The sequence below is a fragment of the Paenibacillus sp. P46E genome (assembly GCF_001909095.1).
Taxonomy (GTDB): Bacteria; Bacillota; Bacilli; order Paenibacillales; family Paenibacillaceae; genus Paenibacillus_AQ; species Paenibacillus_AQ helianthi.
In genome coordinates, this window is the sequence record NZ_LVYZ01000043.1 from 52,987 (window position 1) to 67,293 (window position 14,307).

11 protein-coding genes are annotated in these 14,307 nt (G+C 51.5%); all 11 read right to left on the minus strand.

Translation table 11 applies throughout. The annotated features are described in order from the left end of the window. Nucleotides 1-3: 3 nt before the first annotated feature. The 11 genes from spoVE to A3849_RS15680 all read right to left on the minus strand — a co-directional run bounded on the left by spoVE (nt 4) and on the right by A3849_RS15680 (nt 14,214). On the minus strand, nt 4-1,101 hold the full coding sequence (gene spoVE, locus A3849_RS15630; RefSeq protein WP_074112245.1) for a stage V sporulation protein E: 1,098 nt from the start codon (nt 1,099-1,101) through the stop codon (nt 4-6). 49 nt (nt 1,102-1,150) lie between these two features. Continuing rightward, nucleotides 1,151-2,569: a UDP-N-acetylmuramoyl-L-alanine--D-glutamate ligase gene (murD, locus tag A3849_RS15635; RefSeq protein WP_074085653.1), complete on the minus strand. Its 1,419-nt coding sequence runs from the start codon at nt 2,567-2,569 to the stop codon at nt 1,151-1,153. A 3-nt stretch (nt 2,570-2,572) separates the two neighbouring features. After that, the gene (gene mraY, locus A3849_RS15640; RefSeq protein ID WP_074112246.1) at nt 2,573-3,538 is read right to left on the minus strand and encodes a phospho-N-acetylmuramoyl-pentapeptide-transferase; all 966 of its coding nucleotides are present in this window, start codon (nt 3,536-3,538) and stop codon (nt 2,573-2,575) included. 14 nt (nt 3,539-3,552) lie between these two features. Then, a complete protein-coding gene (locus tag A3849_RS15645; RefSeq protein WP_074112247.1) occupies nt 3,553-4,968 on the minus strand; it encodes a UDP-N-acetylmuramoyl-tripeptide--D-alanyl-D-alanine ligase in 1,416 nt (471 codons plus the stop codon). Then, nucleotides 4,965-6,452, minus strand: coding sequence for a UDP-N-acetylmuramoyl-L-alanyl-D-glutamate--2,6-diaminopimelate ligase (locus A3849_RS15650; protein WP_074112248.1), 1,488 nt, complete (start codon nt 6,450-6,452; stop codon nt 4,965-4,967). The genes A3849_RS15645 and A3849_RS15650 overlap by 4 nt, the downstream gene beginning before the upstream one ends. Nucleotides 6,453-6,499: 47 nt before the next feature. After that, complete coding sequence (locus tag A3849_RS15655; RefSeq protein ID WP_074112249.1) at nt 6,500-8,428, minus strand: stage V sporulation protein D; 1,929 nt, start codon at nt 8,426-8,428, stop codon at nt 6,500-6,502. Between the two features lie 94 nt (nt 8,429-8,522). Beyond that, complete coding sequence (locus tag A3849_RS15660) at nt 8,523-10,754, minus strand: penicillin-binding transpeptidase domain-containing protein (RefSeq protein ID WP_074112250.1); 2,232 nt, start codon at nt 10,752-10,754, stop codon at nt 8,523-8,525. Between the two features lie 47 nt (nt 10,755-10,801). Further along, on the minus strand, nt 10,802-11,194 hold the full coding sequence (locus tag A3849_RS15665) for a hypothetical protein (protein ID WP_074112251.1): 393 nt from the start codon (nt 11,192-11,194) through the stop codon (nt 10,802-10,804). 23 nt (nt 11,195-11,217) lie between these two features. Next, nucleotides 11,218-12,171, minus strand: a complete 954-nt coding sequence (gene rsmH / locus A3849_RS15670; RefSeq protein ID WP_074112252.1) for a 16S rRNA (cytosine(1402)-N(4))-methyltransferase RsmH — start codon at nt 12,169-12,171, stop codon at nt 11,218-11,220. 40 nt (nt 12,172-12,211) lie between these two features. Further along, nucleotides 12,212-12,649, minus strand: a complete 438-nt coding sequence (mraZ, locus tag A3849_RS15675) for a division/cell wall cluster transcriptional repressor MraZ (protein ID WP_020427850.1) — start codon at nt 12,647-12,649, stop codon at nt 12,212-12,214. Nucleotides 12,650-12,942: 293 nt separating this feature from the next. Next, on the minus strand, nt 12,943-14,214 hold the full coding sequence (locus tag A3849_RS15680) for an adenosylhomocysteinase (protein ID WP_074112253.1): 1,272 nt from the start codon (nt 14,212-14,214) through the stop codon (nt 12,943-12,945). Nucleotides 14,215-14,307 lie beyond the last annotated feature (93 nt).

A 14,307-nucleotide genomic window follows, 5' to 3' on the forward strand; every position in this document is an offset into this window, starting at 1 on the left:
CTTTCACCTCGCATAACGGGATAGGTTGAGTAAAATGCCGAGTGCTGTGAGCATTAGGGTCAGCGATGAACCCCCATAGCTGATCAGCGGAAGCGTAATGCCTGTAACCGGCATTAGGCCGATGACAACGCCAATGTTAATGATGACCTGGACGGCTACCATACAGACGATGCCTACCGCCAAATAGCTGCCGAACCGGTCTGGCAGACTCATTGCCACCTTCATGCCCCTCCAGATCAGAATCAGGAACAGGACCAGAACAATCAGCCCACCAATGAAACCAAGCTCCTCGGCCAAAATGGAAAAAATAAAATCGGTCTGCGGCTCCGGCACATAGCTGTACTTTTGCCGGCTCATACCAAGTCCCAGACCACCAAGACCGCCGGGGCCAATTGCATAGAGCGATTGGATAATCTGATAGCCCTTCCCCAGCGGATCGGACCAAGGGTCCAGAAATGCTGTAATCCGCTGCAGACGGTAAGGAGCTGCAGCAACCAGTGCGGCGAACCCAACCACTCCCAAAGAGCCCAGGGAGAGCAGGTGCTTCATACGTGCTCCGGCAGTAAAAATCATCATGAGGGCAGCGCCGAACATGACGGTGCCTGTCCCCAGATCCGGCTGAAGCATAATAAGGGCAAATGCGGAGCCGATCAGTGCGAGCGGGGGCAGCAGCCCTTTTGTGAAGGAAGAGATATCATAATCATCCTTCCCCAGCCAATTGGCGAGAAAGAGGATCATCCCCATTTTCATGAATTCGGAGGGCTGAATCCCGAAAGAGCTGATGCCGAGCCAACTTCGGGCTCCTCCGCGCACAACGCCGATACCGGGGATCAGCACCATGACAAGCAGAATGAAGCAGATCATCAGTGCGGGTCTGGCAAATCTCTTCAGCACCAGATAATCGGTGTTCGCGGTAACGAACATTGCGCCAAGCCCAAGCCCCGCAAATAACAGTTGCCTTTTGACAAAATAAAACGAATCGCCATAATTGCGGAAGCCCAAAACAGAACCTGCGCTGTAAACCATCACCATGCCGATTAACAGCAGGGACACAATAGCCATAAGTATCCAGATATCGGGCGCATGACGGGATTTGTTCATCAGGAGCACACCTCTTGCATCTGTAGTAGGGGCTTATCCACCCCCCTACTTAAAGGTTATGCACCGCCTCTTTAAAAATACGCCCGCGCTCCTCATAGGATGTAAACATATCCCAACTGGCGCAGGCAGGAGACAGGAGAACAATATCCCCCGCTTCCGCCAGAGCGGAAGCCTCCCGCACGGCCTTTTGCAGCACGGCGGCGGCGCTCTCCCCATTATCGACGGAGATGATGCGCTTTACTCCTGCCATGCCTGCGACGGCCGCGAGCTTGTCCTTGGTCTGTCCGAGCGCTACAAGCGCTTTGACCCCGCCGAGGACAGGCAATAGCTCCATATAATCGGAACCGCGGTCGAGTCCGCCGGCTATCAGAACAACCGGCTTCCGGAAGGAGGCCAGCGCCATTGAGGTGGCTTTGGAGTTGGTGGCTTTGGAGTTGTTGTAATAAGCGGCTCCGGCTTTATCTGCTACATATTCCAGCCGGTGCTCGACACCTCTGAAATTTGCCAGCACTTCGGCAAGTCCGGCAGGGTCTGCACCTGCGGCGATTGCAATCCCGCAGGCAGCCAGGGCGTTCTCCACATTGAAGCGGCCCGGCAGTCCGATAGTATCAACGTCGGCAATTTCCGTCTCACTCTCGGAGTAATCCCGATAGACAATTACCCGCTTGAGATCATCTTCGGTACCCTGGACAAATGAAGGACGGACAAAGACACCCTGAACCAGCTCTTCGGTCATTGAAAAGGGCAAGATTCCTGCTTTGATATAAGGCACTAGTTCTCTACAGACAGGGTCATCCCAGTTCAGCACCGCTGTGTCGCTTGGCCCTTGCCGCTCAAACAGCTTAGCCTTGGAAGCAATATAATCCTCCATACCGCCATGATAGTCCAGATGGGTCTCTGCCACATTCAGCAGACAGCCTATCTTAGGGCGGAACTCTTTAGTACCTTTGAGTTGAAAGCTGCTAAGCTCGACTACCATCCAATTGTCATCATGAGCCTCCTGTGCGGCCTGACAGAGCGGTGTGCCGATGTTCCCGGCCACAATAGGGTTCATTCCCGCAGCGTCCAGCATACGCCCCACCCAGGTGGTTGTCGTCGTCTTGCCGTTAGAACCGGTGATACCAATCATAGGTGCTGCGCAAAGGTGGTAAGCCACCTCCACCTCAGTCACTACCTCGATACCCAGCTCCATTGCTTTTTGCACCGGAGGTACGGAATAGGGAATTCCCGGATTCTTCACTAGCAGGCTCACGCCCGGATGAATTAATCCCTCCGGGTGACCTCCGCATATAACAGAAATTCCCAAAGATTCCAGTTCGGAAGCTTCGGGACTTTGATCTCTTTCTTTTTTGTCATTGACCGTTACAACGGCGCCGTGCTCATGCAGCACCTTGGCCACCTGGACACCGCTTTTGGCAAGGCCCAGGACGACCACTTCTTCACCACGGTATTCATCCGGATGCTTCATTCTTTACAACCCCTTGCTTAAGATTAGTCCTACTGCTGCCAGTATCAGGCTCACCGCCCAGAAGGATACAACTACCCGCCATTCCGACCAGCCGCCAAGCTCAAAATGATGATGGATCGGGCTCATGCGGAATATGCGTTTACCGCGGGTTTTAAATGAGGCCACCTGCAGCACGACAGATAGCATCTCAATGACGAATACACCGCCGATGACAACAAAAAGCAGCTCGCTTTTGGTAACAATGGCAATGGCACCAATGGCTCCACCAATGCCGAAGGACCCGAAATCGCCCATAAATACCTTCGCCGGATGTGCATTGAAGACGAGAAAGCCCAGTACCGCCCCAATCATTGCCGCCGCACAAACACCTGCCGCAATCGAGGTAGCCTGCATAGCTACAACGGCAAAAGCAGCTAGGGCAATCGCACTGACGCCCGACAGCAGCCCATCTACTCCATCGGTAAAATTCACCGCATTCGTTACAGCCATCATCATAATGATAATAAACGGATAGTAAAACCAGTTCCCCCAGTCAAAGCTGACCGAAGTTCCCGGGATGCTGATTCCGGTGTTGTGCCCGGCGTTAATCAGAAGTCCGCACATTACGGCACCGACCAGCAGCTGACCCAGCAATTTCTGACGCGGTGTCAACCCCAGTGAACGCTTGAACGCAATTTTGATATAATCGTCCAGAAAGCCGATCAGCCCATAGCCAAGCGTAGCTACCAAGAGGACATAGAAGTCTGAGTCTACAACCGAAAATTTCAAAAAAGACAGCGTGAACGCCACCATGATGATAATTCCGCCCATCGTAGGCGTTCCGGCTTTTTTCAAGTGAGTCTGAGGTCCGTCATCACGAACCTGCTGTCCAAATTTCATCCTCCGCAGAAGCGGAATGAAGAGCGGAGCGGCAATGACCGCAAGGATAAAGGACACAGCAATAGTCAGCAGAAGTAATTGATAATCCATGGGTACACCCCCTCCTATTTATCCGGATCCGTCTGAGAATGCTCATTCAAGCTGTGCAGCACTTCCTCAAGACGCATTCCCCTTGAAGCTTTGAAGAGTACAACATCTTTGGGATCGATTCTATTAAGCAAGGCAGCTGTAAGCTCCTTTTTATCCATAAAAGCAAATACGCGTTCAGGTCCAAACCTTTCCTCTGCCTTCTTCGCGATGTGTGCAGAAAGAGGTCCATAGGTAAAGACCAGATCCGTTAAGGATGGATCCAGGTAAGCACCGATCTCCTGATGGAAAAGCGCCTCATCCGGCCCAAGTTCCAGCATGTCCCCCAGCACAGCGATTTTTTTGCCGCTGCATTTCATGCCTTGTAGCACATCAATGGCTGCTCTCATAGAAGTAGGACTGGCATTATAGGCGTCATTCAGCATAATAAGCCCCGAAGCTGCCAGCATTATTTCAATCCGCATTCCAGTCAGTTTAAGCTTGCTGAGGCCTTCTGCGATGCCGTCTTCGGAAACGCCGTAGTGGCGGGCAACCGCTAGCGCAGCCAAAGCATTAACCACATTATGCCGGCCCGGCAGCGGTAGTGTGAAGGCGCGCTCCGCATGCAGATGGGAAGTGAAGGTCATCCCCCCGATATGGGTCATCATTCCAGAAGGATAATCATCATTGTCAGCGTTCAAACCAAAGCGGAAGCCTTTTATTCCCTCAGGTGTATGAAAGGAGGGCTCTGCCATAACTTCGGAGAGCAGCGGTTCATCACCGTTATACACCAGAAGGCCTCCTGGCTTCAGCCCTTCAGCAATTTCCAGCTTGGCCCGGGCAATTTCCTTACGGGACCCGAGCTGCAGCAAATGGGATTCGCCCACATTGGTAATGACCGCCACATCAGGCGGCGCTAAAGAGGCAAGGAGGGCAATCTCTCCCCGTGAGCTCATCCCCATCTCCAGTACAGCGATCTGAACATCCTCACTCATGGAGAGAATCGTGAGCGGCAGACCGATATGGTTGTTGAAGTTCCCTGCAGTTTTATGGACTTTGTATTGTCCCTCCAGCAGGGCTGTAATCATATCCTTCGTAGTTGTCTTTCCGTTGCTGCCGGTGACGGCGACCACCTGTGGAGCAATTTGGCACAAATATGCGGAAGACAGCTTCTGCAGTGCAGCCAGAGTATCATCCACCAGGATCACACCGTCCCCCGTAGGGGCAACTCCCCTATCCCTCTGCCACAAGGTAGCGGCGGCACCCGCCGCCAAAGATGCCACACTGTAGTCATGTCCGTCAAAATGTTCCCCTACCAGCGGAACGAACAGGCAGGCAGGCGTAATTTTGCGGGAGTCGGTAACGACTCCCGCAATTTTCTTATCCATATCGTAAGCGGAGGACAGTTCCCCCCCGCACATGGCAGCGATGTTTCGCAGCGTTCTTGTAATCAATAGCTTCGGCCCCTTATAACTTCTTTGGCGACGACGCGGTCATCAAAATCATGAACCACTCCGCCGATCAGTTGATAGGTCTCGTGACCTTTCCCCGCAATCAATACTACATCGCTGGGGCTTGCCATTTCAATAGCTTTTCTAATCGCTTCCCTGCGGTCTACAATCATTTCATAGTGGTCCTGTGCCACTCCATCCTCCCGCAACCCTGCTTCAATGTCCTGAAGGATAAGCTGGGGATCCTCAGTGCGTGGATTGTCGGAGGTTACGAAGACATGGTCGCTGTATTTCGCAGCAATTTTACCCATCAGCGGGCGTTTGGTCGTATCTCTGTCGCCACCGCAGCCGAAGACGGTAAGAACCTTGCCGGAAGCAAACTCACATACCGCCCGCAGCACATTTTCCAACCCATCCGGTGTGTGGGCGTAGTCCACGATTACCGCAAAGTCCTGGCCTTCATCCACCGACTCCACACGTCCAGCCACACCTGCTACAGACTCAAGACTAGCTTTAATATCCGTAAGCGGAACATCTTCCAGCAGTGCTGCCGTGATCGCAGCCAGCGCATTGTACACATTAAATTTGCCTACCATACGCAGTGAGATATCAGTCTCTCCCTTAAACGTATCTACATGGAAGAAAGTTCCTTTGGAGGTGATGGAAATTTGCGAAGCCCGGACATTCGCTGGAGTGTCGATGCCGTATGTAATGACCTCTGCGGCAGTCTGTGCAGCAAAATAAGTGCTTGCCTTGTCATCCGCATTCAGTACGGCATATTTGCGTTCTTCCTTCCATGGTGAAATCATATTCCCCATCCGGGAAAAGAACAGCCCTTTAGCCGCCCGGTACTCTTCCATCGTATGATGATAATCCAGATGATCCTGTGTCAGATTGGTAAATATAGCCGTCCGGAAATCCGTCCCCTTTACCCGTCCCTGCTCCAAGGCGTGCGAGGAAACCTCCATCACACAGCACTGCACGCCTTTCTGAACCATATCCTGCAGCGTACGCTGCAGCTCAAGGGACTCCTGCGTCGTACCGGAAGCGGGATAGGTCTGTCCGTCATATCTCAGCTGAATGGTTCCAATCAGTCCTGTCTTAACGCCCTGGTCCTGCATAATACGCTCTATCAGATAGGTGGTCGTTGTTTTTCCGTTCGTACCGGTCACGCCGATCATTCTCATCCGGCTGCTCGGTGAACCGAAAAAGGCATTGGACAATACGGCCATTGCAAACCGGCAGTCATCCACTACAATCTGAGGCAAATCGATATCCAGCTTCCGCTCACAGACCAGGGCAGAAGCGCCGTTCGCGGCAGCCTGAGGAGCGAATTCATGCCCATCCACCGTAAACCCCGGCAGGCAGATGAACAAATCGCCAGACTTGACCCGGCGCGAATCCGCCTGGAGTCCCGTTATTTCCGTCTCTCCATCGCCATACGCCCGCGAAGCCGCGAGACAAGATGATAATTCGTATACTTTCATAGCCATCCCTCACTCTGCATTTTTCGGAAAAGAAGACGTCACCAACATTATTTCCCATCTTCAGCGCCCATATAAATCCGGATCGTCGAACCCTGCTCGACTCTGGCTCCCGCTTTTGGCGCCTGATTAATTACGGTATTGCCTGTTCCGGAACGGGCAAGTGTAAAGTTCATGTTCAGATCCTCATAAATATCCTGAACGGTAGCCCCTGTAAGATCAGGAACCGTCACAATCGGGGTTTCACCGTATTTATAGGTTTTAGGGAGCTGGTCATTACGTTTCGGAACCTTCATGTAATGAAGGGAATCCTCCAGGATATTCTGCACGATTGGAGCTGCCACAACACCACCGAACTGGATGCCCTTAGGATTATCCACTGCTGCGTACACTACGATCTGCGGATCATCCGCAGGCGCAAAGCCGATAAACGATACAATATGCTCTGTAGGAGAATACCGGCCGTTAATTACCTTTTGTGCCGTCCCTGTTTTGCCTCCCACACGGTAGCCGTCAATAAAAGCCGGCCGGCCCGTGCCTTTGGCAACCACGCTCTCAAGGGCAGCACGCACCTTCTTCGAGGTTTCCTCTGAGATGACCTGACGCACCATCTCCGGCTGCACTTCCGAAACGGTCTCCCCGGTATCCGGATTGATCCAGGCCTTGGCTACATGCGGTGTGTATAGCTTGCCGCCGTTGATGGCTGCTGAGACAGCGGCTATCTGCTGAATCGGCGTGACGGACACCCCTTGGCCAAAAGCTGTGGTTGCCAGCTCCACGGGTCCCACCTGTGCAGGCTTAAAGAGGATTCCGCTTGCTTCACCATTCAGATCAATACCAGTCTTGGCGCCAAATCCAAAATCACGGATATATTTGAATAAGGTATCTTTACCGAGCCGCTGTCCCAGCGTTACAAAGCCGGGATTGCAGGAGTTCTCCACCACCTCAAGGAAGGTCTGGCTGCCATGCCCGCCCTTTTTCCAGCAACGCAGCTTAGCCCCACCCACCTCGATATAACCGGGATCGAAAAAATGGTCATTCTGCAAATCCACCTTGCCTTCCTGGAGCGCAGCGGCCAAAGTAATAATTTTGAAGGTGGAACCCGGCTCGTAAGTCATCCAGATGGGCAGATTCCGGTTGTAGACCCCTGCATCATATTCCTTGTAGGCTCCGGGCTCATATCCGGGTCTGCTGGCCATGGCCAGAATTTCGCCATTTTTCGGGTTCATGGCTATAGCCCAACTACCCTGTGCCTGATACTTCACCATAGCCTGATCCAGCTCGCGTTCCATAATGGACTGGATCTGCTTATCTATCGTCAGCTTCAGATTAAGGCCGTCCTGGGGAGCTGAATACTTTTCCGAAGAACCTGGCATCAGCCGGCCTCCGGCATCAGACAAATAGGAAACATCCCCAGCGCTGCCCTGGAGCAGCTTATCGTATATGCTTTCTACCCCGGTGATGCCTTGATTGTCGATACCGGTGAAGCCCAGAATATGCGCAGCCAAATCTCCGTAAGGGTAAAACCGTTTGTTGTCCTCAGCCACAACGATGCCCGGCAGCTGCAAATCACGGATGCTCGCAGCCAGCTCCATCGTAATTTTGCGGCCGCCGGGCTGTAGCTTCACCGATGACTGACTTTTGGACAATAAAGTCACCAGCTTCATCTCGCTCATGCCGAGCAGAGGAGCCAGCGTCTGTGCTGTCTTTTGCTTCTCCTTCACCTGTACGGGAACTGCATACACGGTCGGCGAGCTGATATTATAAGCCAGTGCTTTCCCTTCCCGGTCCAATATTTCACCGCGTTTGGCGGTAAAAGGAATATTACGGCGCCACTGGCTTTCCGCCTTGGCACTCAGTTTTTCTCCTTCGGACAGCTGGACATACGCCAGACGTACAGCCAGCGCGCCGAATAATAAGGCCAGTCCCATCAGCGTCCACAGCATTCTCCGACGAGTTACGACTTTTGAAACCTTCATTCTGTTCCCCCGCTTTCGCTGTTCTAGACATGAGCTCTTATCTTCATGACTATTCAGGACAAACAGGGGTTAGAACAAGCCCATACCAGTGACCTTATTCTTCGGGTGGTTCTTCCTCATCAGGGGGCGGAGGAATATTCTCACCATATTCATTAATGGGTTTGAGCGACAGCGTGACCTGTGTCTTGCCGTTCTTGATCCCTTCTGTTTGCCCGGACACATAACCCTCGCCATCCACTGAAATACCAACCTTGAGCAGGCTGAGCACTTCCAGTGCATCACGAAGCGACTGTCCGCGCAAATCCGGTATCACAGGCTTATCTCCCTGCTGACTCAGCAGATAGATACGCTGACCTGCTGCCAGTGCAGTTCCTTTCTCCGGATACTGGCTGACCACATTAGTGCCTTGACCTACAGCTTCAAAGTCAAAGCCCTGATCAATCAGCAGTTGTCTGGCCGCTTGCACTGTTTTGCCGGTAAGATCCGGTGTGGATCGCAGTGGGGCAGCAACAGTCTTAACGGTTTTGGACGTGTTATCCGCAGAATTCGTGCTCACTTTAGGCACACCCATATAAGGCAGCGCCTGTGACACAATTTCCTGGAACACCGGAGCAGCAATCGCTCCCCCCCCATTACGGCCATCCTCGCCCTGCGGCTCATCAATAAGGACAATCACTGCAATCTTGGGATCATTAACCGGTGCATAGCCGATAAAGGAAGACAGTACCTTGTTACGGTCATAGTCCGTACCGTTGACCTTAATCGCAGTACCCGTTTTACCCGCTACACGATACCCTTCAATATAGGCATGCCGTCCGGTTCCTTTAACCTGATCCGCGACCACCTGCTCCAGGTAGCCGCCGGTTTCACGGGCACTCTCCTTCGAAATCACCTGGCGTACCACTTCAGGCTGGGTAATGGTCTTCTTGCCGGTATTCGGATCGGTGATTTCCTTGACCACATGCGGAACCATCAGCTTGCCGCCATTAGCGATTGCGGACACTGCCGTTAACTGCTGAATCGGTGTAACCAGTACCTTACCATGGCCGTAGGCCAAGGTTGCATTCTCGACAGATTTGTTCTTGTCCGGGTTGACGATACCGACGGTTTCACCCGGCAGGTCGATTCCGGTTTTTTCATTAAAGCCAAAGTCATTAATGTATTTCAGCAATCTCTCCTGACCAAGCATCTCATAACCAAGCTTAACGAATGCTACGTTACTTGAACGCTTAACGCCCTCCAGGAATGAAATTTTCCCCCAGCCTACTCTATTGATGTCATGCAGAGGCTTGCTGTATCCCTTGATATAAATTTGACCGGATTGGAACTTATCATCTGGATTGAATAGTTTCTCCTGTACCACTCCGGCCAACGTAACAATCTTAAAGGTTGAGCCCGGCTCATATCTGGATTTGATTGCGTGGTTATAGAAGCCTGCGGCATTCTGATTAGTATCCCAGTACTCATTGGGATTAAAGGTAGGCATATTCGCCAAACCGAGAATTTCCATCGTATTGGGGTCAGCAGCTATGACACTTATACTCTTGGGCTTGTACTTGTCATATGCCTTCTGCATAGCCTCTTGAATATAATATTGAATCGTGCTGTCTATCGTCAGTTTGATATTACTCCCGTTAACTACAGGCTGATAAGTATCCTTGGAATTCGGAAGCTTGACTCCTTTACCGTCACTTTGATAGAGAAGTTTGCCATCCGTGCCTTTCAGCTGCTTATCAAAATACTTCTCCATGCCCATGATCGCCTTGCCGTCTCTATCGGTATAACCCAATATATGAGCGGCCAGTGTATCCTTCGGATAATAGCGTTTCTGCTCTGTAACATACCCGACACCTGTTTCCCGGATATTATGTTTTTTGCCCAATTCTTCATAAAAGGCAACAACCTTATCCTTAAGCGCCTTATCAATCTTCCAGCCCTCATTGCGGATCTCGCGGTTTTTGAGATACTTACCAGTCTTATCATCCTTGGCCTCGATCAGTGGCTTCAGCTCGTCCACCGGTTTACCCAGCAGCTCGTGCAGACCATCAATCACTTCCTGGCCAATCCCCTGCTCGGCAATGACCTCAGGGTTGACAACAACGGTATATGCAGGTACATCACTGGCGAGAACGTTCCCGTTGCGGTCTTCAATCTCACCGCGGACCGCTTTGATGGTTGCAGAGTGGGCCCACTGCGAGGCCGCCTTATCCTGCCAGTACTCACCGTCCAGAATCTGGAGCCAAAACACCCGGCCAACTAAAACAAGAAAAAAGAGGGTAATACACCCTCCTATAAACAGCGTGCGAAGTTTTATTCTTTTCACCATAAGCCAACCTCACCAACTCTATTATTGCGATTGCCGCCAATCGCTGATTAATGGTCTCCGTCAGTGGCCGTGCTGCTCAGGGGAATATAGATGGTCGAATCCTCGGAAGGCTTGATAAATCCAAGCTTAGCGGCCCTCTGGGCCACTGTCTGTTCAAGGGTCTGCTTCTCCATCTGAAACGTTGCGATATCTTTCTTGGTTGAAGCAATTTTGGCATCCAGTTTCTGCGCCTGCAGATTCAGATCGTAAATATGGACATAACGCCAAATCAGGGTGACAGCCACCAGTACGAACACACCTAGTGTCAGCATGTAGAGAAGTTTCTCCTGCAGCGGAAGCACCATACGTCTTGTGACTACTTTTGTCTTCTCGCGGTAAAGCCTGTCTGCCTCTTCTTTTCTTTTGGGTTGAACTGCTAAGTTGCCGCGGGTATAGGCCATCTCTGACTCTCCTTTATCGTTATTTACAATTTCTCTGCAATCCGCAGCTTCGCTGAACGTGCACGTGTGTTCTGCTCCAGCTCTTCTTCTGATGGAACAAGCGGCTTGCGGTTAATCAGCTTCAGGGTACCTTCGGCACCGCATACGCAATATGGGAAGTCGGGCGGACATGTGCATCTGCTTAAGTAGCTGCTGAAAATCTGCTTGCATATCCGGTCCTCCAAGGAGTGAAAAGTGATCACCGATACTCTTCCTCCGGGTGCCAGACAGCGCACCGCTGCGTGAAGCCCTTCCTCAAACGCACCCAGCTCATCGTTCACCGCAATCCGGAGTCCCTGAAAACTGCGTTTCGCGGGATGTCCACCTGTTCTGCGTGCGGCTGCCGGAATACCTTCCTTGATCAGCTCCGCCAATTCCCCCGTACTCTCCACAGGGTGTTCTTCTCTCCGCTCCACAATCTTGCGGGCAATCCGCCGTGAGAACTTCTCTTCCCCATATTGGAAAAGCACCCGGGCAATCTCCTGCTCAGGCCAGGTATTCACTATTTCGGCTGCAGTCAGCTGAGCGGACTGATCCATCCTCATGTCCAGCGGAGCATCGTGATTATAGCTGAATCCCCGTTCCCCTTCGTCAAACTGGGGCGAGGATACACCAAGATCGTATAGAATTCCATCTACTTGGGGAACGCCATCCTTTTGCGGAACAAAAGGGAGTTCTTTAAGCACTTGCTCCAGATCACGGAAGTTGGTTTTTACCAAAACTACCTTCTCTCCGTACTCAGCGAGCCGCTCCCTAGCATTCTCCAGCGCCCAGTCATCCTGATCCAGACCAATCAATCGGCCTTCGCCGCTGAGCTTCCCGGCAATTAGAGAACTATGTCCCGCTCCGCCAAGTGTGCAGTCCACGTAGATGCCATCCTTCTTGATGTGCAGCCCTTCTGTCGCTTCTTCCTTAAGCACCGTGATGTGGTGAAACAAGCTGCATCCCTCCAGGGCAGTATTCGAATATTTGTATGTGTTATAGATCGAAGTTGAAATCAACCAATTTCTCGGCAATCTCGTTGAACGTTTCCTCTGACTGTTCGAAGTACTGCTCCCATAGCTCTTTGTTCCAGATCTCCACCCGGTTCGAAACGCCCAGAATTACACAGTCCTTGTCCAGCTTGGCATATTGCCGCAAATTCCCCGGCAGATTAACCCTGCCCTGCTTGTCCCATACACATTCGGTCGCTCCCGAGAAAAAAAAGCGGCTGAAGGCACGGGCATCCGATTTCATCAGTGAAAGGCTTTTGAGCTTTTGCTCCATGATTCCCCATTCTTCCATGGGATAAACAAAAAGACAGGTGTCGAGGCCGCGGGTTGCTACAAAGGAGGTTCCGAGCATGTCACGGAACTTGGCCGGAATAATGATACGACCTTTGTCATCAATGCTATGCTGGTATTCCCCCATAAACATGATTATTCCCCACCTCTAACTTCTAATTCCCCACTTTACCCCACTTTACACCACCTAAGCATAATAGATTCGCCATTAAAAATCAAAAACCTTTTTCACAGGTGAGGTAATTTTTTCTTATTTGTCAAGTCAGCAAGTCAAAACGTTTTCGCCTTCCTGTACAAGAGGCAATTTCAGTTACAGCGAGGAATGAAAGATACTTTATTGTACCCAGCACGTACACGACTTACATTTCAAAAAAAAGTGCCCGAACCATTTACATGGCCCGGACACCTTGTATTACGTTCTATAGGTTATGCATCGAGATTCCAGCTGTCGAGATATTCGACCTGTGCCGGGGTCAGGCTGTCAATGGAAATCCCCAGGCTCTCCAACTTGTAGCGGGCCACCTGCTCGTCCAGATCGTAAGGAACACTCTCTACTTTGACGCCAATGCTCTTGTAGTTGTCATTTACATATTTAAGTGAAAGTGCCTGCAACGCAAAGGTGGTGTCCATAATCTCAGCCGGATGACCGTCAGCCGCACCCAGATTCACCAGGCGGCCTTCGGCAAGCAGGTACAGCTTGCGGCCGTCCTTCAATTGGTACTCTTCAATATTCTTGCGTACCGTCCGCTGGGATACGGATCTTTCAGACAGTTCAGGCTTATTCACTTCAACGTCAAAATGGCCCGCATTACACATGATCGCTCCATCCTTCATCACATCGTAATGCTCTCCGCGGATCACATAACGGTTGCCTGTCACGGTAACGAAGAAATCACCGCGCTTTGCGGCTTCCAGCATCGGCATCACGTGAAAGCCATCCATGTGGGCTTCTACTGCTTTTATCGCATCCACTTCAGTAACGATCACGTTGGCTCCGAGGCCCTTGGCCCGCATGGCTACACCTTTGCCGCACCAGCCGTAACCAACCACGACGACTGTTTTGCCGGCAACAATCAGGTTCGTCGTGCGGACAATCCCGTCCCAAGCGGACTGGCCGGTCCCATAACGGTTGTCGAACAAATATTTGCAGTAAGCATCATTGACGGCCACCATCGGGAATTTGAGAATCCCCTGTTTCTGCAATGCTTTGAGCCGGATAATACCGGTAGTGGTCTCTTCTGCGCCTCCCCGGATATTTTCCATCAGGTCAGGACGCTCGGAATGCAGCAACGTGGCAAAATCACCGCCGTCATCAATAATCAAATCCGGTTTGCTCTCCAAAGCTTTGATATTGAGAGCCTTGAATTCTTCAGGTGACGGGTTATATTTGGCGAATACCGTAATGCCATCCTCAACCAATGCTGCACAGACATCATCCTGGGTGGATAATGGATTGGAGCCGGTAATGGTTACCTCAGCACCGCCCGCTTGGACAACCTTTGCCAGATAAGCTGTTTTGGCTTCCAGGTGAAGCGTGATCGACACTTTCAAACCCTTGAACGGCTGTTCGGCTTCGAACTGCTCCCGGATCCGGTTCAATACCGGCATGTGCTGGCGAACCCAGTCGATTTTGAGATGCCCTTCCGGAGCCAGCGACATATCCGTTACAATACTGTTTTCCTTCGACAATGAACTCATTATGATACCTCCTGAAAGTTTTGCGGAAAAACCGCTTTTTTGAATAGCCGTACAGCAAAATTCGCTTCGAATGCATATGTCAAAAGTTTTGGG